The 20,720-nt window shown below is 39.7% G+C and carries 16 protein-coding genes and 1 pseudogene; 10 read left to right on the forward strand and 7 right to left on the reverse strand.

What is annotated here, in order from left to right; translation table 11 throughout:
* The first annotated feature begins 59 nt into the window (after positions 1-59).
* Both maiA and L2737_RS02960 read left to right on the forward strand, forming a co-directional pair.
* Positions 60-710 carry a maleylacetoacetate isomerase gene (gene maiA, locus L2737_RS02955; protein ID WP_248954720.1) on the forward strand — a complete coding sequence of 217 codons (651 nt, stop codon included), beginning with the start codon at positions 60-62 and terminating at the stop codon, positions 708-710.
* Positions 711-928: 218 nt separating this feature from the next.
* Complete coding sequence (locus tag L2737_RS02960) at positions 929-1,678, forward strand: hypothetical protein (RefSeq protein ID WP_248954721.1); 750 nt, start codon at positions 929-931, stop codon at positions 1,676-1,678.
* 11 nt (positions 1,679-1,689) lie between these two features.
* Here L2737_RS02960 and L2737_RS02965 read toward each other — a convergent pair whose 3' ends face one another.
* From L2737_RS02965 to L2737_RS02985, 5 genes are all read right to left on the reverse strand, one after another.
* A complete protein-coding gene (locus tag L2737_RS02965) occupies positions 1,690-2,850 on the reverse strand; it encodes a sensor histidine kinase (RefSeq protein ID WP_248954722.1) in 1,161 nt (386 codons plus the stop codon).
* Positions 2,851-2,965: 115 nt separating this feature from the next.
* A complete protein-coding gene (locus L2737_RS02970) occupies positions 2,966-3,667 on the reverse strand; it encodes a response regulator transcription factor (protein WP_248954723.1) in 702 nt (233 codons plus the stop codon).
* Positions 3,668-3,705: 38 nt separating this feature from the next.
* Positions 3,706-4,830, reverse strand: a complete 1,125-nt coding sequence (locus L2737_RS02975; protein ID WP_248954724.1) for a type 1 glutamine amidotransferase domain-containing protein — start codon at positions 4,828-4,830, stop codon at positions 3,706-3,708.
* A 190-nt stretch (positions 4,831-5,020) separates the two neighbouring features.
* Positions 5,021-7,504 (reverse strand): ABC transporter permease, encoded by a 2,484-nt coding sequence (locus L2737_RS02980; protein WP_248954725.1) that lies wholly within the window; start codon positions 7,502-7,504, stop codon positions 5,021-5,023.
* Positions 7,501-8,184 (reverse strand): ABC transporter ATP-binding protein, encoded by a 684-nt coding sequence (locus L2737_RS02985; RefSeq protein ID WP_248954726.1) that lies wholly within the window; start codon positions 8,182-8,184, stop codon positions 7,501-7,503. The genes L2737_RS02980 and L2737_RS02985 overlap by 4 nt, the downstream gene beginning before the upstream one ends.
* Positions 8,185-8,375: 191 nt before the next feature.
* On the opposite strand from L2737_RS02985, the pseudogene L2737_RS02990 reads away from it, so the two are divergent.
* Both L2737_RS02990 and L2737_RS02995 read left to right on the forward strand, forming a co-directional pair.
* Positions 8,376-8,768: pseudogene (locus L2737_RS02990) on the forward strand (glutathione binding-like protein); the annotation flags it as partial.
* A gap of 219 nt (positions 8,769-8,987) precedes the next feature.
* The gene (locus L2737_RS02995) at positions 8,988-9,539 is read left to right on the forward strand and encodes a nucleotidyltransferase family protein (protein WP_248954727.1); all 552 of its coding nucleotides are present in this window, start codon (positions 8,988-8,990) and stop codon (positions 9,537-9,539) included.
* Positions 9,540-9,562: 23 nt separating this feature from the next.
* Here the strand turns inward: L2737_RS02995 and L2737_RS03000 are convergent, their stop codons facing one another.
* On the reverse strand, positions 9,563-10,660 hold the full coding sequence (locus L2737_RS03000) for a hypothetical protein (protein WP_248954728.1): 1,098 nt from the start codon (positions 10,658-10,660) through the stop codon (positions 9,563-9,565).
* 425 nt (positions 10,661-11,085) lie between these two features.
* Between L2737_RS03000 and ompW the strand changes: the two genes are divergently transcribed.
* Entirely contained in the window at positions 11,086-11,760 is a 675-nt protein-coding gene (ompW, locus tag L2737_RS03005; protein ID WP_102526301.1) for an outer membrane protein OmpW, read from the forward strand.
* 100 nt (positions 11,761-11,860) lie between these two features.
* On the opposite strand, the gene L2737_RS03010 is transcribed toward ompW, so the two are convergent.
* A complete protein-coding gene (locus L2737_RS03010) occupies positions 11,861-12,601 on the reverse strand; it encodes an SDR family NAD(P)-dependent oxidoreductase (RefSeq protein ID WP_248954729.1) in 741 nt (246 codons plus the stop codon).
* 126 nt (positions 12,602-12,727) lie between these two features.
* Between L2737_RS03010 and L2737_RS03015 the strand changes: the two genes are divergently transcribed.
* The 5 genes from L2737_RS03015 to L2737_RS03035 all read left to right on the forward strand — a co-directional run bounded on the left by L2737_RS03015 (position 12,728) and on the right by L2737_RS03035 (position 20,611).
* Positions 12,728-13,141, forward strand: coding sequence for a YbaY family lipoprotein (locus L2737_RS03015; protein WP_102526302.1), 414 nt, complete (start codon positions 12,728-12,730; stop codon positions 13,139-13,141).
* A gap of 95 nt (positions 13,142-13,236) precedes the next feature.
* Positions 13,237-14,181, forward strand: a complete 945-nt coding sequence (metA, locus tag L2737_RS03020; protein WP_248954730.1) for a homoserine O-acetyltransferase MetA — start codon at positions 13,237-13,239, stop codon at positions 14,179-14,181.
* A 287-nt stretch (positions 14,182-14,468) separates the two neighbouring features.
* Positions 14,469-16,796 (forward strand): immune inhibitor A domain-containing protein, encoded by a 2,328-nt coding sequence (locus L2737_RS03025; RefSeq protein WP_248954731.1) that lies wholly within the window; start codon positions 14,469-14,471, stop codon positions 16,794-16,796.
* A gap of 353 nt (positions 16,797-17,149) precedes the next feature.
* The gene (locus L2737_RS22425) at positions 17,150-19,120 is read left to right on the forward strand and encodes a tetratricopeptide repeat-containing diguanylate cyclase (protein WP_248954732.1); all 1,971 of its coding nucleotides are present in this window, start codon (positions 17,150-17,152) and stop codon (positions 19,118-19,120) included.
* Between the two features lie 297 nt (positions 19,121-19,417).
* Positions 19,418-20,611: a thiolase family protein gene (locus tag L2737_RS03035; protein WP_248954733.1), complete on the forward strand. Its 1,194-nt coding sequence runs from the start codon at positions 19,418-19,420 to the stop codon at positions 20,609-20,611.
* The last annotated feature ends 109 nt before the right edge of the window (positions 20,612-20,720 follow it).

Raw genomic sequence — 20,720 nt, forward strand, 5'->3', positions numbered from 1 at the left:
TTTAATATGAGTGATATTTTGCGTAGATATAATGTCGGCAAAAGTAATAAGGAAAGACGATGAAGCTTTATGGATATTGGCGCTCAAGCGCAGCCTACCGAGTTAGAATTGCACTTAATTTAAAACAACTAACCGCTGAGCATGTTTCAGTCCATTTAGTTAACAATGGTGGGGAGCAACATACTGCATCTTTCGAACGTTTGAACCCACAGAACTTGGTACCGGCTTTAATTGATATTGGCGAACATGGTGATTTTTGCATTACACAATCTATGGCGATTATTGAATACTTAGATGAAAGTTACCCGCAATCTCCACTATTGCCTGAACGTCACCAAGAAAGAGCAATTGTACGCGCGATGGCGCAAACATTAGCCTGCGAAATTCATCCGCTGGATAACTTAAGGGTGTTGAAATATTTAGTTAATGACATGAATGTCACCGAAGAAAATAAAATGGTGTGGTATCACCATTGGATCCACCTCGGTTTTAAAGCACTAGAAGCACAATTAGATAAACATGCAGGGCAATTCTGTTTTGGCGATTCGGTCACAATGGCAGACTTATGCTTAATACCACAAGTGTATAACGCCAGACGTTTTAACGTCGATATGGCAGCATATCCCAATATTTTACGTATTGATAAAGCGTGTACTGATCTGGCAGCGTTCGATGCGGCATCTCCAGAAAAACAACACGATGCAACTTAATAGCTAAAGCGTTTTCTATAACTAAATCACAATGTAAAAAAGAACCACATCAAGCTGAGGTGTTTGGTTCTTTATCACCCACAACCAATCTATACTTGCTTCCTCATTGGTATTCCAAGCCTATGCTTGTGCTCTTGTTAATTAAGCCTGTCATTTCACAAGCGTTTCACATCGGCTGGCGTAAGTTTTCTTCACTAAAATATCTACAAGGAATTCTAATGAAGTTTAAATATTTGCTCATTGTGTTGTCTCTTGGTATCAGTTTTCAGCTAGCCGCTAATGACAATGCTCAACATGTACAAAGTAGCTTGTTTGAAAACCCTCACTATTTGCAAACAACAATTGCTAAAGCAATTAAAAACCTTGAACAAACTCGTCGAAATGAATGGTCGTATGAAGTATCGCGCTTTGAAAATGAAGAGGGTAATGTCACTAGCAGCCTTGAGCGTTTTACCCCGCATAAAGACATTTATCAGCGGTGGTCACTCGAATTAATTAATGGCCAATTGCCGACTAAACAGCAAACTAGTGACTTTATTGCGGGCAAAGTAGAGTCGGCTGAAAATAAAGACAATGGCCATAACATATCGATTAAACCAACAGATTTGATTCAGCAAGGCAGTTTAACCTTTGCTGCTGAAGATGAATTTAAGCTGCAAGCAAACTTTAATGTATACCTTAAAAAGCTAGGTGAGCAGGGCAGTAAAAAACTCCATGGCCAATTAACTTACGATAAAAACAACCAGTTTATTGAAACCTTGATTATTACTAATACGGAATCATTTTCGCCAATGTTTAGCGCCAAAATAACCGATTTTAAATTAGTGTTTAGCTTCATTAAATTACAAGAGTCAGTGTTGCTATATCAAAACCAACTGGCAATGAAAGGCCATTTTGCCTTTTTTACCGACATTGATGAAACCTCAACTGATACCTTTTCAGATTATCAATACATTGGTGCGCGTTAATAATCATAGAATTAACTTAATGTGACTGAGACAGTTGTGCCTTGGTCACTGGTTACTACAAGCAGCCAACCTTGGTGGTCACATAGTCGTTTTACAATAGACAAACCAAAGCCAAAGCCTGTACTTTGGCTGCCTTTAATGGCGGGTTCGGTTATTTTATTTGAAATTTCTGCCTCGATACCTGGGCCTGTATCTTTGACAATGATTTGGTTGTCCATGAATAAAATACTGACTTTGCCATGTTCAGTATATTGAAATGCATTACTAATAAGATTGTTGATTAATACTTTTAACATGCCAGGCTGACAAGTGATTGTAATGTTGCATGAGTTGTCTATTTCAACCTCTACCGGCTTATTTGCCAAGATATAATGATTGTTGATCACTGATGCTTCAATCATTGGCATGAGCTTTGTTGCTTCTTGCGTGACTTGGGTATTTTCTTCGCGAGCAAGTATTAGTAACGTAGAAACAGTTTGCTCCATTTGTTGGCAGGCTTCATTGATTCGATTAAGTACTTGTTTATCTTGATTATTGAGCGTGGCTTTGCACATGTATACTTCAACTGCATTTTTAATGATTGCCAGAGGTGTGCGTAATTCGTGACTGGTGTCTCTGGTAAAACATTTTTCTCGCTCTAATGCATTGCTCATATTTTTTAGTGTGCGTTCTAAGGTTGTCGCTAGTATACCAATCTCGTTATTCGGATAATGGTGAGCAAATTTTTCTGGAATATTTTCAGGCGCAACGCCGTTAACTAATTGCGCTAATTGTTTTAAAGGTCGAGTCGTTCTTCTTCCCATCAACCATGCAATAAGGCACGCACTTATGGTGACTATAAGTGTACTCATTAGAAGAAACTTGATTATCTCGCCTCTTATGGGGCGTACTAACAAGTCGGCGCTTACTTCAGCAACTAAAAATGTATTTGGTTGTTCGGTGAGTGTGTGTAAGTGGTAATGGCGATTGTTATGTCCGTAAAACTCTTTACGTCTAGGTTCAGCAATTGAGGTTTGTCGAATATCTTCAGGGAAGCTTTCTTTTGAGAAATACAGCTGCATATTACCTTGCCTTGTTGATGGCCACTGTCCCGTACTCTGGTATACCTGATTTAAGTATTCCGCTTCTTGAACAATGGTTTTTTCAATGAAACTGTCCTCTAAGGTATACATTAAAATAAAGGCTATGGAACTAAAAACCAGTGATAGTGCTAAAGTAAACATGCAAAAAATGATGACGATTCGTCGACTTAAACTATGAAATCTACCGGTATTGTTAGTCATAAGATTAATCTCGAACTGGAATGTGAAGTGAAAAACCGACACCGTGTATTGTTTTTAACAGCGGTTGTGGAAATGGTTTATCAAGCACTGTACGTAATTGATAGATATGTGAGCGTATCGCATCTGATTCTGTTGGGGTATCGCCCCAGAGTTTATGACTTAGCTCTGAGCGACTGACCACTTGCGGGTAAGCTTCGGCTAGAATGATTAAAATACGATAGCCCATAGAGTGAAGTGCCAATATTTTACCATCTCGTTGAATTTCTTTTTGTTTTCTGTTGATAGATAAAGGGCCGATATGGATTACATCCTTGGTTTGTAATAAGTGCCGCCTTGAAAGAGCGAGGCAACGTACTTCTAATTCTTGCAATGAAAATGGTTTAGTAAGGTAGTCATCAGCACCGACTGTAAAACCAGATACTTTATCTTCAACACTGTCGCGTGCAGTAAGCATCAGGATAGGGATATAGCGGTCAGCTTTTTCTCTTATCTGCTGGCACACTTCAAGGCCGTCCATTGTGGGTAAATTTAAATCAAGAATAATCAAATCGTAGTATTGCTCTAGTGCCAATGATAAACCTTGTTTACCTTGAGTCGCAAAATCAAAAATATGTCCTTTTGACTCCATGTAATCAGCTATGTTGTTAGCGATATTAAGCTGATCTTCTACCAGTAAAATATTCAGTGAATTGGCCTTTTGCGTCATGAACACTCCGATTATTCTTGATGACTAAAAGTAACTTATTATAAAGACAAGGTTTTTAACAAGTCTAATGCGGGTTTAAAATCAGGTTTTTTCGTAAGTAACTGCTTCAAAGTTGAGATGGCTGCTTCATGCTTATCGAGTTCAACTTGGGTATTGGCTATTTTCATATCGAGACTAGGCTTGTTGATCGCTTCTTGCCCCAGCTTCATTAAGGTTAATGCGTTTTCACGCTGCTGATTGGTTGTTGCAATTTTTAGGTAGTAAAAACCATACATACCAACTAAAGGTAATTGGTACTGAGATTGTTCGCTGTTGAGCTTAGCAATAGCTTGCTTATTACCTGCGAGTATTTCGGCAATGACCGTCATTGTCTTATCTTCTTTGTCTTGCTTAATTTGTTGTGGAGCTATTCCTAAAGAACGAACCAATTCAGTTGCGACAGCAATTGTTGAACTTGGATTTTGCCCTGTCATTAAACGACCATCAACAGTCACATGGCTTAGCATGATTTCGCTTGATTGAAACAGGCCACCGCGTTCAACTAACTTATCTTCAAGTAAAAACTCAAAGTCATTAATCCATTTTGAACTAAATAAATGTTCTTCTTGATTGGTAAACCCATTAACGGCTTTGTTTGCTACTAAATATTGACCGTTATCGAGTTTCACATTAACGAGTGCTGCAGGTCCGTGGCATACGGCAGCAACTGAACCTTGCTGCTGATACACATCAGCGATTAATTGCTGTAATGCTTGGTTCTTTGGAAGATCAAACATGGCTCCTTTTCCACCAACAATGAAAATACCATCGTAGTGGCTTGCAGAAAGCGACTTCACTTTTAAGGTATCACTTAGTTTTGCCATTGCCTTTTTGTCGTTTAAAACTGCAGCATTAAAAGGTTTGGTTGGGTCGTATTGGTCGGCTTCCACATTTCCTCCCTTTGGGCTCGCAACATCAATGGCAATGTCATGTTGTTTAAACACTAAATAGGCTTTACTGAATTCATCAAACTCATAACCTGGGCTGACTTTACCTTGCTGCTCGCCATAGCTGGTCACTACCAGGAGCACTTTTTTCTGTGAAGGCATGGCAAATGAAAAGGTGGAAATAACGAGAGTGATAAGTGCGAGAGCTTGGATGAGTTGTTTTTTAAAGTGGTACATAATGTTTCCTCCATTAGGTTGCCTATATATTGCCAACCTTGATGTGAAACAGATGTGAAACCCCAATGCTGTTGGTTCATATTAATGCTGTTAGTTCATATTAATAGCGATTAGCTCTTGCTAAGCGCTATTCGTTTTCAGTTAGCGCTATTCGTTTCCACTTAACACTATTCGTTACCACTTAGTGCGATTAATTCTCTGCTAATAATTGTCGAATAGATGTTTTTAAACTTTTGCGGCTGGCGTAAATACCAAATGATGTCACTAGGGCTAATATTAAGGTGAGTGTTGCCAGCAGCCACCAGAAATTAGGTTGGTAAGCAATTGAAAATTGCGATTGGTAAATCATCATGCCTGCGAGGTAAGTGCCAGAAATCGCCCCAAGAGCTGCAATTGCAGCGGTAAATAACCATTCAATGATATTGAGTTTTAAACAGGTAGGTTTGTTAAAACCAAAACTCATGATAATACTGTTCTTTTTCTTTTCTTTGTCTTCTAATGTTTGAACGGAGGCCAAAATAACCACACTGGCTAGAATGATGATGAGCAGTGAAAACCCACTGATTACTTGGGTTACCATTGCCAGAATACGATCAAAGCGTTCGGTCATTTCTTTTAGTGAAACCATGCGCAATGTGGGGTGTTTTTGCCATAGTTGATTTAATAAAGGCCATTGAGTTTGGCTCAGCTCGATACTTGCCATATTAAAAATTGGTGCATGAATGTGGTCAATTGCTGCGGTTGGCATTTGCAGCCAAAAAGTAATCGAACCTCCGCCAGAGCGATAAACATGGCTGGCGACAATGGTAAAATCAATGGCTTGTTGGTTTATAAATAGGGTAAAACGATCACCTATGTTCAAACCAAGATCTGTCATTATTTCTTGTTCAACAGAAATTTGCTGCCAATTTTCAGTGTTTTCAGCCCACCAGCTACCTTCAACTATGCGGTTATTAGCTGGTATATCTTGACTCCAATGTAGCCTAATAGCACGGCCTAAAGTTGATAAGCTATCACTTGGTTTTTGGCTAAATTCATCTAATGGTGTGTCATTTATTTTTATTAGTTTGGCGCGTAAATAGGGCTTAACTTGGCGTACTTCAATGTTTTCAGTCGACGCAAGTTGCTCAATATCTAGCATCTGAGTTTGCGTTGCTTGGGAAATAAGCAGGTTGCCATCATGCTGGCGCTGATAGGCAGACATTGTGTTTCCGAGGTCTTTTAAAAGCATTAAGGTAAATAGCAGTAAAAAAGTGCATAAGCCAATACCTAGTATTTGGGTGCTTTTTGCTAGTAATCGCTGTTTCATCATGAATAAGGTGAATGGAACTAAGCCAGAGAACCTCTGCGACACTTTTTCACCTATTGTTAAGCTCAACCAGCTGATGATGATCATCAAACATATGCTGACCGCGATTGAAGATACCACCATCGCAGTCAATAAGCCGTTGTCTGAATAGGCAAAGGCGATGGCACATAAAACAACGACACTGCTTATTTTAGTTAGCAACAAGTTGCTGTCTGTTTTAGGGGGATTAACCAACTGAGCAACGGTGGACGATTTTAAAGACAGCCATACGGGTAACTGCATTATCATTAAAATAATGGCTATTGCCGCCACAGATTTTATTGCAAGCCAAGTGTTCCATTGCCAAGTGATTTCAACAAATGTTGCTTGTAACCATATTACCACCGCACCATAGAACAATGCCGAAACCACCAATACTGCGGGTAAGAGTGTTGCGAAACTCAAACACCACTTAACCACTGAAAGCTGAATACAGCTTTTTAACGAACTTCCTAAACTTAAGCAAATTGCAGAAAAATACTGCTCTTTATGGATTTGTGTTTGGCTTAACTGTTCAAGGGCGATGGCTGCCATAAAGAATAAGATAATCGACGTTAAACCAATAAAATTTTCCGTACGTTTCCAAAATAATGCAAGCGGATGAGCCCCTTGTTTATGATGGAGTTGTGCCCCAGGTAAATTGTCTTTTTGCCATTGAATAAGTGCTGTGCTTTGTTGTTTGTTGGCTGTAATAAGATAGCGGTATTGTACCTGTTCAGCTGGGAAGCCAAGCTTAGTGATATCTGCAGCGTTTATCATCGCGCGCATATCAACATTATGGCCCTCCATTAATCTGTCTGGTTCATGGACCAAGACTTTAGCGACCAAAAATGATTGCTCTGCCAATGTTAGATACTCGCCAACATTGACAGACAAACCAACAAGCAATCTTGCATCTAGCCATATTTCGCCAATATTAGGCCCTGAATATACGCCTTGCACATCACCTTGCGGGCTGTCTGCAATAGACAGTTGCCCCTGTAATGGGTAGCCATCACCAACGGCCTTTATTTGGGCTCGTTGCCACAAACCATTATGGGTTAGGGTGGATGATACTTGTTGAGTGACTACTAGAGCTCGAGCAATATTTTCAATTTCTTGCAGTTGATTATTGTTCAAAGATTCTTGCTGAGTAATGACAACATCGGCGCCTAATAGGTTCTGTAAATTCTCATGTAAGTAGCTTTGAACCGTATCGCTGCTTTGGCTTAACGCAATAATAAAAACCATTAACAAGCCTTGGATAAACCGAAGGTACTTTTGGTGAGCCAGTGTCTTTTCCTGTTGAAAAAAGTGAACTGCAAGTTTTATATTTGCACTGTTCATGACACCGCCTCTAATTGCTCAATGGCGGTTGCTATACCGTGTCCATCTGCTAATGAAAATATATGCTCGGCTCTATTGGCAAGGGCGTGACTGTGGGTTACAAGGATTAAGCCAGCATTGTTTTCCTGACAGCAAGCAAAGAGTAAATCCGCAATTTCAGTCGCATTATGCTGATCTAAATTGCCGGTAGGTTCGTCAGCAAAGATAAATTTAGGTTCAAAGACTAATGCCCTTGCAATTGCCACTCGTTGTTGTTCACCACCACTAAGTTGTAGGGGTTTGTGAGCTAAACGATGGCTTAAACCTACTTTATCGAGCCACGTTTTTGCTTTAGTCAGTGCTTGCTTATCACCACGTAGTTTGAGCGGTAATGCAACGTTATTAAGTGCGGTTAATTCAGGTAATAAATGAAACTGCTGGAAAATAAAGCCTATATTTTCGCGCAGTAAAGTTAGCGATTTTTTTTGCCCGTTTTCAACGTATGTGCAACTACCTGAGCTAGGATTTTCTAAGCCAGACATCAACATTAACAAGCTTGATTTGCCAGTTCCTGAGGGCCCAGTGATGGCGTAAGACTGACCTTGATTAATGGTTAAGTTGAGATTGTTGAATAGTTCGACCTTGGTTTCTTCTGCCGAGAATGATTGGCTAACATTTTCTAAGGCGATGTGATTGCTCATAGTAAGTCTCATTAAATGCTTATAATGTTTGATACTGTATGGCTTAGTTCGTGAAACAAATGTGAAATGAATTAGCACATCAAATAAGAGGTGGGTAAGTTAGCTCGTAACCATTATCTAAAAAAATGTATGATTACATTAATATGGATGTTTACTTATTAGTAAGGGGTATGCTTGCATGGGGTGCAATCATTTTTCCTAGCACAGCTAAAGACAGAGCCGTTGTTCGTGCTATGTCGCAATCCATTGCATGTGAAATTCATCCTTTGGATAATTTGCGAGTATTACAATTTTTAGTGAAAGAAATGGGCGTAAGTGAAGAAGATAAAATGAAATGGTACAACCATTGGATCCATCTTGGTTTTAAAGCGCTCGAAATTCAATTGTCTAAAACGGCGGGAAAATATTGTTTTGGTGATAGCCCGACAATGGCTGACATTTGCTTAATACCGCAGGTTTATAATGCCTATCGCTTTAATGTGGATTTATCACAATATCCGAACATTGTTAGAATATGGAACGAATGTAATCAGTTACCAGCGTTTGCACAGGCCGCACCTGAGCAACAACATGATGCCAGTTAACTTAAAAGTATAATGAGCACAGGTGTAAATAATAATCAGTTTGAATTATTTGTATTAGCAATCGTTAATATTTACATTTTAATCAGTGAACCATCAAAAATAATGTGCTAGCTTTACCGACTAAATCTAGGTTTTCAGTGAGTATTATCTATGTCTTGATAAGACTATCTTTTATCAACGTTAGGTAATTTTGCTCATGTGATAATGTCGGTACTGATTATGGACTATGAAGCACAATTAAAAGATTGGTTGTTAAGTGATGCAATGAGAATGTCTGCGCTTAAGTTAACTGCGCAGTTTTTTGCTGAAAATGAAGTCGAAGATTGGTTCATTGCCGCAGGCTTTGTTCGTAATTTAGTCTGGGACAAATTACACGATGCTCCTGCGTCTAAATTGAACGATATTGACGTTATTTATTGGTGCCATGAAGAAACCAGTATTTATCGAGACAAACTGATTGAGTTGGCATTAACAGAGCAAATAAATTTACCTTGGTCTGTCAAAAATCAGGCGAGAATGCATAAGAAAAATAACCACCCAGCTTATACATCTTGCATGAACGCCATGTCATATTGGCCTGAAAAGCAAACCGCTATAGCCGTTAAATTAGATGAAGACGGTGAGCTATGTGTAGAGTCTGTATTTGGTTTAGAAACCGTATTTAACTTGACGGTTAACTATAACCCCAAAGCGGATGAGTCAGCATTCATGAAGCGTGTAGCCAGCAAACCTTGGTTTAATCATTACCCGAGATTATCGTTAGAGTTGTAGGTGACGGCCTCAATTGATTCATCTTAGACATTCTGAAACAGGATTTCTATGGTGAATGTAATGACCATTTGGTTTAACCGCTCAGCGGTATCGTCTTCTTTAGTCCATGTATATTCAGGTGTTACTGCGAAAAATAACCATTTTCTAGCGTAGTTTTGACGATATGTTAGGCCGATACTGGCGGTTTCAATATAATGGTAAGGCTCAGTTACACCATTGATCCTCGCTTGATAACTGATTGCTTTAGTATCGCTAAGATATTGATAAAGTTGCAATCCTGTACCTAATTCCCAACCATTATTTTTGTTCTCATATTGAGCCGCACTATTCCATCGCAATAGAAATGACTCATTAAAAGCATGTTCGAAATCAAATTCTGAGGTTTCGCCAGTGACTTTTTTTTCTTGATATAGCGTTTGTGTAAATCGCCATAATGTATTTTGAGAAATAGGGTAGGTATAACGATAACGCGCTTCAATTTTAGGTTTAAAGCTTGCCTTAATATTAAAGCTGGTTCGCTCTTTGGCATACCAATCATAACGTAAACCGACTTCACGTTCATTGTCATCATCAGGACTTTTAATGAATGAAAAGGGGTCGTCCTCACCTGTTGAATCAAGTATTATTTTAAGCTTTTTACTCATACCTGGCAGGTTTAAATGCGCTTTAACGTTAGAGCGGTATTTGAAACCTTCTTTTTCAAAATAGGAAAAGTCATTATACCAACGAACAATAGTGCCAGCTCTTGCATCATCTGTTATTCGCTCGTCAACAAAAAAACTATCAAACCAAATGGCGGGTTCGCAGAACTTGGTATTTAAGTAGGCGAAGGTCTTGTCTAATCGAGTGTCTGATTGCGCATGATCGTAGCAGGGGGAGTGCTCTGTCTCAACAAGCACATTATCATTAGTGTGAATGTCATCAGATTCATTGACCTCAAGAGCTGTTTCATCTGTAGCACGTGCAATTGTGCTGACTTTATTATCAGTACTTGTTGTCAACGCTTGGTCAAGGGTTGTTGATTGGCTGAGGTCTGTATGCGCTGCTGAAACGGCTTGACTAGCAGTTAACACTAGTGAGCAAATTATCTTCCATAAATGGCTGTTCAATCGTAATGTCATTGAAAATGATCACTGCCTTATTACTGTAAATTCCATTTGTATCGCAATCGTATCATTTCTCTATCGATTAAGAGTAACAATTGCTCCTGTAAATAAAGTGTTTGTATGATTAATTACAGGGGTTGGTGTTAACAAATTGTGATTTTTAAGCGGGCTTTAAGCATTACATACAAAAAGCATAATCAATGAAATTTGCAGATCAAACCTCTGAATAATCACTTTAAACATCTAAATATAAAGCATCTTTATCAAAGTAAGCTTGGTTTTTGTGATCTTGATCAACGCTGGTAACTACCTATTTAGTTGTAAGGTTTTTTATTGATCTATATCAATATTGTTACGAGGAATTTCTGGCAGTGTAGCGCCAATTGTTAAATGTGTTTACGTAAAAGCACTAATTATGTTGCATACATGGAGTCGTCATAATGAATAAAAAATTAGCCCTTAGCCTCGTTACCGCTAGCTTACTATCTGCTGGGATTTCTTCTTCAGCTTTTGCTCATCAAGCAGGTGATTTCATCTTTCGAGTGGGCGCAGTCGCTGTTGCACCAAACGATTCTAGCGAAAATGTTGTCACTCCAGATTTAGGTGATTTGGGACAATTCTCTGTTGATGATAATACGCAAGTTGGTTTGAATTTTGGCTATATGTTGACTGATAACTGGGGGCTTGAATTACTAGCGGCAACACCATTTACTCATGATATCTCAATTGCTGGTATGAAAGTGGCTGAAACCAAACACTTACCACCAACCTTAGTCGCTCAATACTATTTTGGAAATGCTCAATCTAAATTACGTCCTTATGTGGGAGTGGGTGTTAACTTTACCAATTTCTTTGATAATGAAATTACCGATAGCGTTGGTGATCGTTTGTCTGATTTAAGTTTGTCTAACTCTTGGGGATTGGCTGCTCAAGTCGGATTAGATTACAACATTAATGATAACTGGTTGGTGAATGCGTCAGTTTGGTACGCACAGATCTCAACCGATGCTAGCTTTAATTATGCTCCAGAAGGCGGTGATGTTTCTGTCCCAGTGACGATTGAAACTGATATCGATCCATGGGTTTATATGGTGAGTGTGGGTTATAAGTTCTAATTATCTTAAACGAGATAGCTGACACCATTAAAACAGGAGCCTAAGCTCCTGTTTTTTTGTTTTAGATGATGGGGCATTAGCATATATGCCAGATATCAACTTATTTCTTCTTTTTCGTTTTCCAATGGCGAGTATTGTAAATAAACTCTGGTAAACACATTGTCATCCAAGCAATTAGGCGCCAGCGCTTGGTGACATATACTTTTCGCTTACCTTTTTGCATAGCTTTGATAATTTGCGCCGCCACTTTAGGCAAAGGCGGTAACCACAGTTTACTTTGCTGCATTGCTGCTTTATCCAATAAACCTAATTGAATATCGGTAATGGTAATAGGAAGCTTTAACCGCTGCGCATGCATGCTCAAACCTTCGAGGTAGTTTTGTGCATAGGCTTTTGATGCATGGTAAGCCACACTAGGGCCACCACGTAATCCAGCGATTGAATTGATCGCAGCGATTTGGCCATAACCTTGTTCACGCATTAAACGGAAGGTGGTATTGCAAATCGCAGTAAAACCACTGACGTTGACATCAATGATATCTTGCTCTAATTGCCAAGGTAGCGATTCATGATAACCATTAAGCCCTGTATTGACTAAAACCAAATGTGCGCCATCTATGCTTAACCAAACCTTTTCTAATTGGCTAATAATTGCGCTTGGGTTCTCAATATCTAAAGGTAAAACTTCAACTTTAGTGGGTAATTGATCTGCAAACTCTTGCATATCTTCAGGGTTTTGAACAAACAACACCAATGAAACGTTTTGTTGCGCTAATCGAGTGGCGATTTCTTTACTAAGGTGTGAGCTAGCGCCCACTATTATTGCGTTTGCTTGTGTCATACGCTTTATGGCTTCGAAATGATGACCTATGATAAAAACAACTGCTTTCGATAACAAGCAAGAATATTATTCAACGTGAGACGTATAGACTTCCAGAAGTCTTAATGTATGATAAAGGAGAGTGACATGAGTAATGCAGTGAAGCGAATTTTAAGCAAAATGTTGATATCGGTAGCTATCATTGTCGGTCTTGGAGCTTGTGCTTCTAGTAATGACTTAGTGACGGTTTCTGGTGATGTCACTTACCGAGAACGTATCGCTTTACCAGCAGATGCTGTCATTAAAGTGCAGCTTAAAGATGTGTCTTTACAAGATACCAAAGCCATTGTGTTGGCTGAAATGATGTCTGAGAACGCAATGACGCCATATTCATTTGAGTTCCAAATTACCAGAGATCAGTTTCAGCAGGGTCACACCTATGCGATAGGCGCAAGAATAGAAGTCAATGGCGAGCTGTGGTTTATCAATACTCAGTCTTACATTGTCAATATTGACGAGGTGCAACCCGTTAATGTTGTTGTTAATAAGGTCGGTGGATAAGCGTAACTTCAAAAATCACAGGTTATTACCAATACTTGTGATTATTTGCAGTCAGGCTAATGGCACCGAATATTCAGTAAAAAAAGGTGCTTTTAATGCCGGTTAGAATTCCAGATAATTTACCTGCTGCAGAAATTTTAGAATCAGAGAATATCTTTGTGATGTCCGAAACCCGGGCAGCTAATCAAGATATTCGTCCTATGCGGGTACTTGTCTTAAATCTTATGCCTAATAAGATTGAAACCGAAACTCAGTTACTTCGCTTACTAGGAAATACGCCACTGCAAGTGGATGTAGACTTATTGCGCATTCATGATAAAGCCTCTAAACACACCTCTATTGACCATATGAATACTTTTTATCGTGATTTTGAAGCGGTTAAAAGTAAAAACTACGATGGCTTAATTATTACAGGGGCACCGCTCGGTCAGTTAGATTTTGAAGATGTAGTTTACTGGGAGCACATTAAAGAAATTATTGATTGGTCACAGCAACATGTCACTTCGGTACTCTTTCTTTGTTGGGCTGCACATGCAGGTTTATTTCATCTTTATGATTTACATCGAAAATTGTTAGATGAAAAACGTTCTGGGGTTTTTTGTCACCGCCGCAGCACAAAGCCACACCCGTTGCTACGTGGTTTCGATGATGAGTTCTTTGCGCCACATTCTCGTTTTGCTGAAATGAATGTAGCAGACATTAAGCAACATCCAGATCTTGAGGTACTTGCAGAATCAGAACAAGCGGGCGCTTACATTGTACTGAGCCGTAATAGTCGTAATTTATTTGTGATGGGGCATCCTGAGTATCAAAAATCGACCTTGAAAGATGAATATCTACGTGACCTTGAACAAGGGCTTGAACCATCAGTGCCGACTCATTACTTTAGAAATGATGATCCCAGTCAAGAGGCCATTGCGAGGTGGCATAGTCATGGCAGTTTGTTGGTGAGTAACTGGCTTAACTACTATGTGTATCAGCTTACCCCTTATGACCTTTCAGATATGAGTGGTCGAACGCCTTGGGAGTCAAAAAGTTAACTTCGTTATGGTTTAACTTGTAGCCTTATCAAAATCATATACAAATAGCCCTCAATATTTGAGCCATTTAGTCTTACTAGATGGCTCTTTTTGTATATGTTGAAACCAGTAAAATACCCATAAGAATTAGGTATTAAGCTTGGGTTCATACTTGGGAATGAAATGTCCTTGTGTCTATTTCGTCTCAGCAGTTCTTCAGTTAGGGTTTTTGAATACTTAGTTAGCGCAGCTGAGTCTTTCTGAGTAGAAATTTCAAACGGAACTGAATTTTACATGAGGGTATTCAATTGAATAACAACAAATTAATCCCACTAGCCTTAGCTATTGCTGGGCTCTCAGGAAGCTTGCAAGCAGCAGAGCATGCTCCCATACCACAAACTGGCGCATTTGATATGGTGATTGCTGATGAGCAAAAACTGATTCAAATGCTTAAGAAGTCAGGAAAAATCCCACAGTCAGCTAGCTTGAAAGAAGCGGAGTCGGCATTAAAAACCTATCTTAAAAAGCGTCAAGCTGAAGCGATAGTGAACGCTGCAGCTCAAGATGCAAATATCACCAGCCATTATTCAATGACCAGTGAAATTAAAAGTAAAACTAAAATGGAACGCCGCCATGAAGCGTCGAAAGGCAGTTTAACGGGGCGCTCGATTCGAAACGCACCTGAAAACGTTCAAGAAGAACTTTATGATGGATCAACTCGAGAAGCGCGAGTTTTGGCTATTTTAATGGAGTTTCCAGACTTTGTTCATAACTCAATTTTGCCAGAAGAGTCAGGCATGTATTATGAGGATTACAATCAAGACCACTACCGCCAAATCTTATTTGGTGATGATGGTTGGGTTGCTCCGAATGGTCATCATGCCAATTCATTTAGACAATTCTATGAAAAACAATCTGGTGATAGCTACACAGTAACTGGTGATGTTGCAGGTTGGTATATGGCAACGATGCCAGCAGCATTTTACGGCAACAATGTTGATGGTGATGCCCGCAGCCTAATTCGAGAAGCGCTGACTGCAGCCTCATTAGATCCGAGTTTAGATTTAAGCCAATTTGATATAGAAGATCGCTATGATCTTGATGGTGATGGTAATTATTGGGAACCTGATGGATTAGTGGATCACGTAATGGTGTTCCATTCTGCCGTGGGTGAAGAGGCTGGTGGCGGTCAAGTAGGCGAAGATGCTATTTGGTCACATCGCTGGAACCTCGGTGGCGTATACGGCATTCCAGACTCAAATACTGATGTACCATATTGGGGCGGTTTAATGGGAGCATTTGATTACACCATTGCACCCATCGATAGTGCTGTGGGTGTGATAAGCCATGAGTACGGTCATGATTTAGGATTACCTGATGAATATGATACCCAATACACTGGTGAAGGCGAGCCAGTGTCCATGTGGTCAGTCATGTCTTCAGGAAGCTGGGCTGGTGAGTTAGGTGGTACTGAGCCTGTTGGCTTTAGTCCCTTTGCTAAAGAGCATCTTCAAGCCACTTTAGGCGGAAATTGGCAGCACGGTGCAATCGTTAATTTCGATGATATTCCTCGTCGTGGAGTGGTGGGTTTACTTGATCAAGCATCTAGTAAAGGAACAAATCATGATGTCATTAAGATTACTCTTCCTAATAAAGTTCAAGTGATTACCGAGCCTACGAGTGGCGAATATGCTTACTTCAGTGGTTCAGGCGATAACTTGGAAAATCTAATGGGCGTTGCTGTTGATCTTAGCGATGCAACGACGGCTTCACTGCAATTTCAAGCTTGGTACGACATCGAAACAGACTGGGATTACGCCTATGTCATGGCTGTAGGCGAGTTTGGACAAGTGATGCTAGAGGGCAATATTACCTCTACAACCAATCCAAATGATACCAACCTAGGTAACGGTATTACCGGAGTTTCAGCTGGATGGATTAATGCAGAGTTTGATTTAACCTCACTTGCAGGCAATGCATTTAATCTTTACGTGATGTATCAAACTGATGGCGCGGTAACGAACCCAGGTATGTATGTTGATGATATTAATCTAGTCGTTGATGACGTTGAGACCTTTACTGCGAATGCAGATTCATCACCAGAAGTGATGATGTTAAATGGTTTTGAGGTGTCTTCAGGTTCATCGGAAACAGAGCATTACTATCTGGTTGAGTGGCGTACACATCATGGCGTTGATAGCGGCTTAGAGCATATTAATGTTGCCGGACAGCCAATGACCTATGAGAAAGGTATGTTGATTTGGTATGTTGATAATCAATATTCTGACAACTGGGTTGGAGTGCATCCTGGCGATGGTTTCTTAGGTGTGGTCGATGCAGATCAAAATACCTTGTCTTGGAGTAATGGCAATATTGCGACGACTCGTTATCAAATTCACGACGCAACGTTCAGAATAGATAGACCAGAGAAAATGTTTATCGATTTGTCTGAGCAATACGGCATTACTATGTATGACAACCGCACTCGTGCTCAACGTACCTTCAGAGACTCAAGAGATTATACCGGCGGTGACTTGTTAGATGCTGGGCGTAATATTCCTGAGTATGGTTTAACTATTCGGTTAATAAACCAAAGTGAAGACAGAAGTGTTGGTGCAGTAATGATTACCAAGTAGATTTACTCAAATTGAATTGGATTAAATTAAACAAAAGCGCTGATTTCAGCGCTTTTTTACATTTTAATTTAGAAAATTATTTAAACAGCAATTTGGGTGATACCTGCAGAAAATTGACTCTTTTTAGTTAATTCAAACGTTAACTATCCTCGATTTAGTTCTATCGACTCAATAGTGGTGCTGAGACTGGCGTATACACCTATATGTTTTATCGTTGTATTTATTACATTCTAGCCATGTTGGTATAGTGTTAACTTATTATGCCGCTAAATTGTTATACTGATATGGTTATAGCAGGTTAAAAATAGTTGTCGTAGGTTAAACATGGTTGTCGCAGATAAAAAGGAAATTCGGTGCTAATTCATTCCTTCATGAATAAATTAAACGCGAGCAATAAACCTATCGTCATCTTGATCATGTTGCTATGCATCATGTCATTCAGTTTTCCTATATTAGCCAATGAAGCTAATAATCCAGACGCTAGTCCAGTTTCTAAAAAAGAAATATCAAAACCTAAACCTACAGAGCTATCCGCCACTGACATTAGCCAACTAAAATTAATCTTATCCTCTATTGAGCTGGCTGATGAAAAGTTAGCTTTTCTTATGGAGAAAAAGAGCGAAACAGCCTATTGGGATGTCCATCAACAAGCCGAATTTTATGTGTTATTAGCAATAGAGCAAGAGGCTGTTGATCAACTTGATAGTGCTTACGATAGCTATAGTCATATTGTTAGTATGCTAGAAAGAGAGCCCATTTCTGACTTATTGGTAATTGCGTATATTGAGCGTTCTTTTATCAAATATTTACAAACAAATTCGAAAGCCGATTATTGCCCTGATAGAGAGCATGCGCTGGGGCTTGCTCGCCAATTAAACTCACCTGATACTCTGGTAAAAGCGTTAACCCAAAGCGCATTTTGCTATGCCGATGTGGATATTTTTGAAGAAGGCTTATCAAGGTTAGATGAAGCCTTGATGTTAGCCAAGAAGCATCAATTTACAGCTAACCGACAAGCAATGATTTATAACTCCACGGGAGCGATTTATCGCGCAAACGGATTACATAAATACGCTTACGAATACTTTCGTGAAGCATATAATTTATGGAGTTCAGTCGACGATCATCAAGATGTGTTTAATATGCTCCACAATATGGTGGGTGAATCGATAAAAGTGTCTGACTGGGAACAGGCTGAAATAGCCGTTGCTGGATTATTTGATTTGGCGAGGCAGCACCCTGAATTCGATGACTTTATGTTTTTTGCTCATCATAACGCGGGGCGTAGCTATTTTTTTAAGCAAGACTTTCAACGAGCAGTGGAGCATTTACACAGTGCTTTGCAGCTTAAAGCGCAGACCAATGAAACATTTTTTATCGATATTACCATCGGCTATCTTTCCTTAAGTTATATGCAGCAAAACGAAGTGGATAAAGCATTTGAAATGGCGTCACAATTTATTCATTCCAATAGCTATCAATCAAGCCCCAAATTTTTGCAAACATCGGTCCTAGCTTTAGATAAATTTGCGCAAAAAGACTATCAAAACAGTTTTAATATTTTACTCACTAGCTTAGGCAATGAACGCAAAACTTATGCGTCGATTATGGACAAAGATGTGATTTATTCTTCGTTAGAGCACAGTGCTAAAGTTGCGGAGTATGAGGTTAAAATTCTCGAGAACCAGCTGTCGATTAATCTGTTGAAATTAAAATCTGAAATAGATAAACAGCAAATCTCTAAGTTGAGCTTAACGGTAACAGCGTTAATCATTGCCGTTTTATTGGTAATGATGGCATTTTTAGTGCAGTCACGACGCTTTTTTAAACGCCGTTCTCAAACTGATTATATGACTGGTATTTCCAATCGCCGCTATACCATGGAACAAGGCAATAAATTATTTGCACTGGCTAAAAAGCGCAATGAACCACTCGCTGTTATCATTTTTGATATTGATAAGTTCAAAATTATTAATGACACATATGGGCATGCAGTAGGTGACTTAGCCATTAAAGCGACCGCGAGTAAAGCAAGACACTGGTTTAAAAAATCGGATATTCTGGGTCGTATCGGTGGCGAAGAGTTTTTACTCATTTTGCCTAACACTGACTTAGACCAAGCCGTTGAGGTTGCTGAACGATTACGTATCAGCATTGAACAACATCAATTCAAATTTAATGATATTACCCTTGAGTTTACAATAAGCTTAGGGGTGAGTATTAAGCATGATGATTCTGACAACTTAGCTCAAATGATTAAAGCGGCCGATGCTGGCTTATATAAAGCGAAAAACAGCGGTCGTAATCAGGTGTTTTCTGCATGATGAGCTAACCAAACAAAAATAAAGATCAAATAACTACAATGCTGGCAGTCATACGACCTGGTAGTCAGATTGATAAACGAGATCCAAGCCATTCCTCCTCCTTTAAAATGTAATTTTTTCAATTGCTTATCCTGTTTGTAAATTTTCAATGACAGCGATTTAAAATTCTTAATGTTTATTTAACTGATTTCTCTTGCTTTACGTTAGCGTAAACGTCAGAGTGTGATTATTGAACTAGATCACATTTTACTGTGTATTAATCTCGGCCATGTTAAGTCGGGTTACAGCGGAGAAGTTATGAGTACAACACTTTCATCACCACAAGATATCGTTATCGTTGCAGCAAAACGTACCCCAATGGGTGGTTTTCAAGGCGCATTGTCAGCCGTTACATCTCCTACATTAGCCGCGACAGCAATCAAAGGCTTAGTGGCGCAAACTAATATCGATACTCAACAAATTGATGAAGTGTTAATGGGCTGTGTGTTACCAGCAGGTTTAGGCCAAGCGCCTGCACGTCAAGCAACCTTAGGGGCTGATTTGCCATTAAGTGTTGGTGCTACCACAGTTAATAAAGTCTGCGGCTCAGGTATGAAAACCGTCATGATGGCGCATGATTTAATTAAAGCGGGTTCAAGCGAAGTGGTGATTGCTGGTGGCATGGAAAGCATGACACAAGCACCATACTTACTTGATAAAGCGCGTGGCGGGATGCGTATGGGGCATGGCAAAGTGTTAGACCATATGTTCCTTGATGGACTTGAAGATGCTTACACTGGCGGGGCAATGGGCACTTTCGCACAACAAACGGCAGATGACTTTGGTTTAACCCGCGAAGGTATGGATCAATTCGCCCTAAACTCACTTGAAAAAGCCAACGCTGCGATTAATTCAGGCGCGTTTAAGCAAGAAGTTGTGCCTGTGACCATTTCAAGTCGCCGTGGTGATGTCACTATCGATACTGATGAGCAACCGGGTAACGCCCGTCCTGAAAAAATTCCAACTCTGCGACCTGCATTTGCTAAAGACGGCACGATTACAGCGGCAAACTCTAGCTCAATTTCAGATGGTGCAGCTGCACTCATGTTAATGAGCCGCGAAAAAGCGGAGTCGTTAGGGCTTGATGTGATGGCCACAATTAAAGGCCACACAACTCATTCGCAAGAACCATCAATGTTTACCACCGCGCCTGTAGGCGCAATGAACAAATTATTCGACAAAGTGAGCTGGTCTAAGGCTGACGTTGATTTATTTGAAATCAACGAAGCGTTCGCAATGGTGACCATGCTTGCAATCAGTGAGCTACAACTTGATGAATCAAAAGTAAATATTAATGGCGGTGCCTGCGCTTTAGGTCATCCAATTGGTTGTTCTGGTGCACGTGTATTAGTGACGTTAATCCATGCGCTTAAAGCGAAAGGATTAACCAAAGGTGTGGCGTCATTATGTATCGGTGGCGGCGAAGCCACTGCGATGGCGATTGAAGTCTAGTCATAACGTTTTTAATGACAAAAAGTACAGTGGTAAAAGATTAGAAATTCAACAAGACGTAAGTACTGGACTAGCTTGGCAATTTAAATAGCCACAATAAAACAGCAGC

The organism is Shewanella electrodiphila (assembly GCF_023283985.1).
GTDB lineage: Bacteria > Pseudomonadota > Gammaproteobacteria > Enterobacterales > Shewanellaceae > Shewanella > Shewanella electrodiphila.

Excerpts from the sequence above, each read along its gene's own strand:
- L2737_RS02965 (WP_248954722.1), bottom strand. The coding sequence starts at position 2,850 with ATGTATACCTTAGAGGACAGTTTCATTGAAAAAACCATTGTTCAAGAA.
- L2737_RS03010 (WP_248954729.1), bottom strand. The coding sequence starts at position 12,601 with ATGACACAAGCAAACGCAATAATAGTGGGCGCTAGCTCACACCTTAGT.
- L2737_RS02975 (WP_248954724.1), bottom strand. The coding sequence starts at position 4,830 with ATGTACCACTTTAAAAAACAACTCATCCAAGCTCTCGCACTTATCACT.
- L2737_RS03035 (WP_248954733.1), top strand. The coding sequence starts at position 19,418 with ATGAGTACAACACTTTCATCACCACAAGATATCGTTATCGTTGCAGCA.
- L2737_RS02960 (WP_248954721.1), top strand. The coding sequence starts at position 929 with ATGAAGTTTAAATATTTGCTCATTGTGTTGTCTCTTGGTATCAGTTTT.
- L2737_RS03000 (WP_248954728.1), bottom strand. The coding sequence starts at position 10,660 with ATGACATTACGATTGAACAGCCATTTATGGAAGATAATTTGCTCACTA.
- L2737_RS02980 (WP_248954725.1), bottom strand. The coding sequence starts at position 7,504 with ATGAACAGTGCAAATATAAAACTTGCAGTTCACTTTTTTCAACAGGAA.
- L2737_RS02970 (WP_248954723.1), bottom strand. The coding sequence starts at position 3,667 with ATGACGCAAAAGGCCAATTCACTGAATATTTTACTGGTAGAAGATCAG.
- metA (WP_248954730.1), top strand. The coding sequence starts at position 13,237 with ATGCCGGTTAGAATTCCAGATAATTTACCTGCTGCAGAAATTTTAGAA.
- maiA (WP_248954720.1), top strand. The coding sequence starts at position 60 with ATGAAGCTTTATGGATATTGGCGCTCAAGCGCAGCCTACCGAGTTAGA.
- L2737_RS02985 (WP_248954726.1), bottom strand. The coding sequence starts at position 8,184 with ATGAGCAATCACATCGCCTTAGAAAATGTTAGCCAATCATTCTCGGCA.
- ompW (WP_102526301.1), top strand. The coding sequence starts at position 11,086 with ATGAATAAAAAATTAGCCCTTAGCCTCGTTACCGCTAGCTTACTATCT.
- L2737_RS03015 (WP_102526302.1), top strand. The coding sequence starts at position 12,728 with ATGAGTAATGCAGTGAAGCGAATTTTAAGCAAAATGTTGATATCGGTA.
- L2737_RS02995 (WP_248954727.1), top strand. The coding sequence starts at position 8,988 with ATGGACTATGAAGCACAATTAAAAGATTGGTTGTTAAGTGATGCAATG.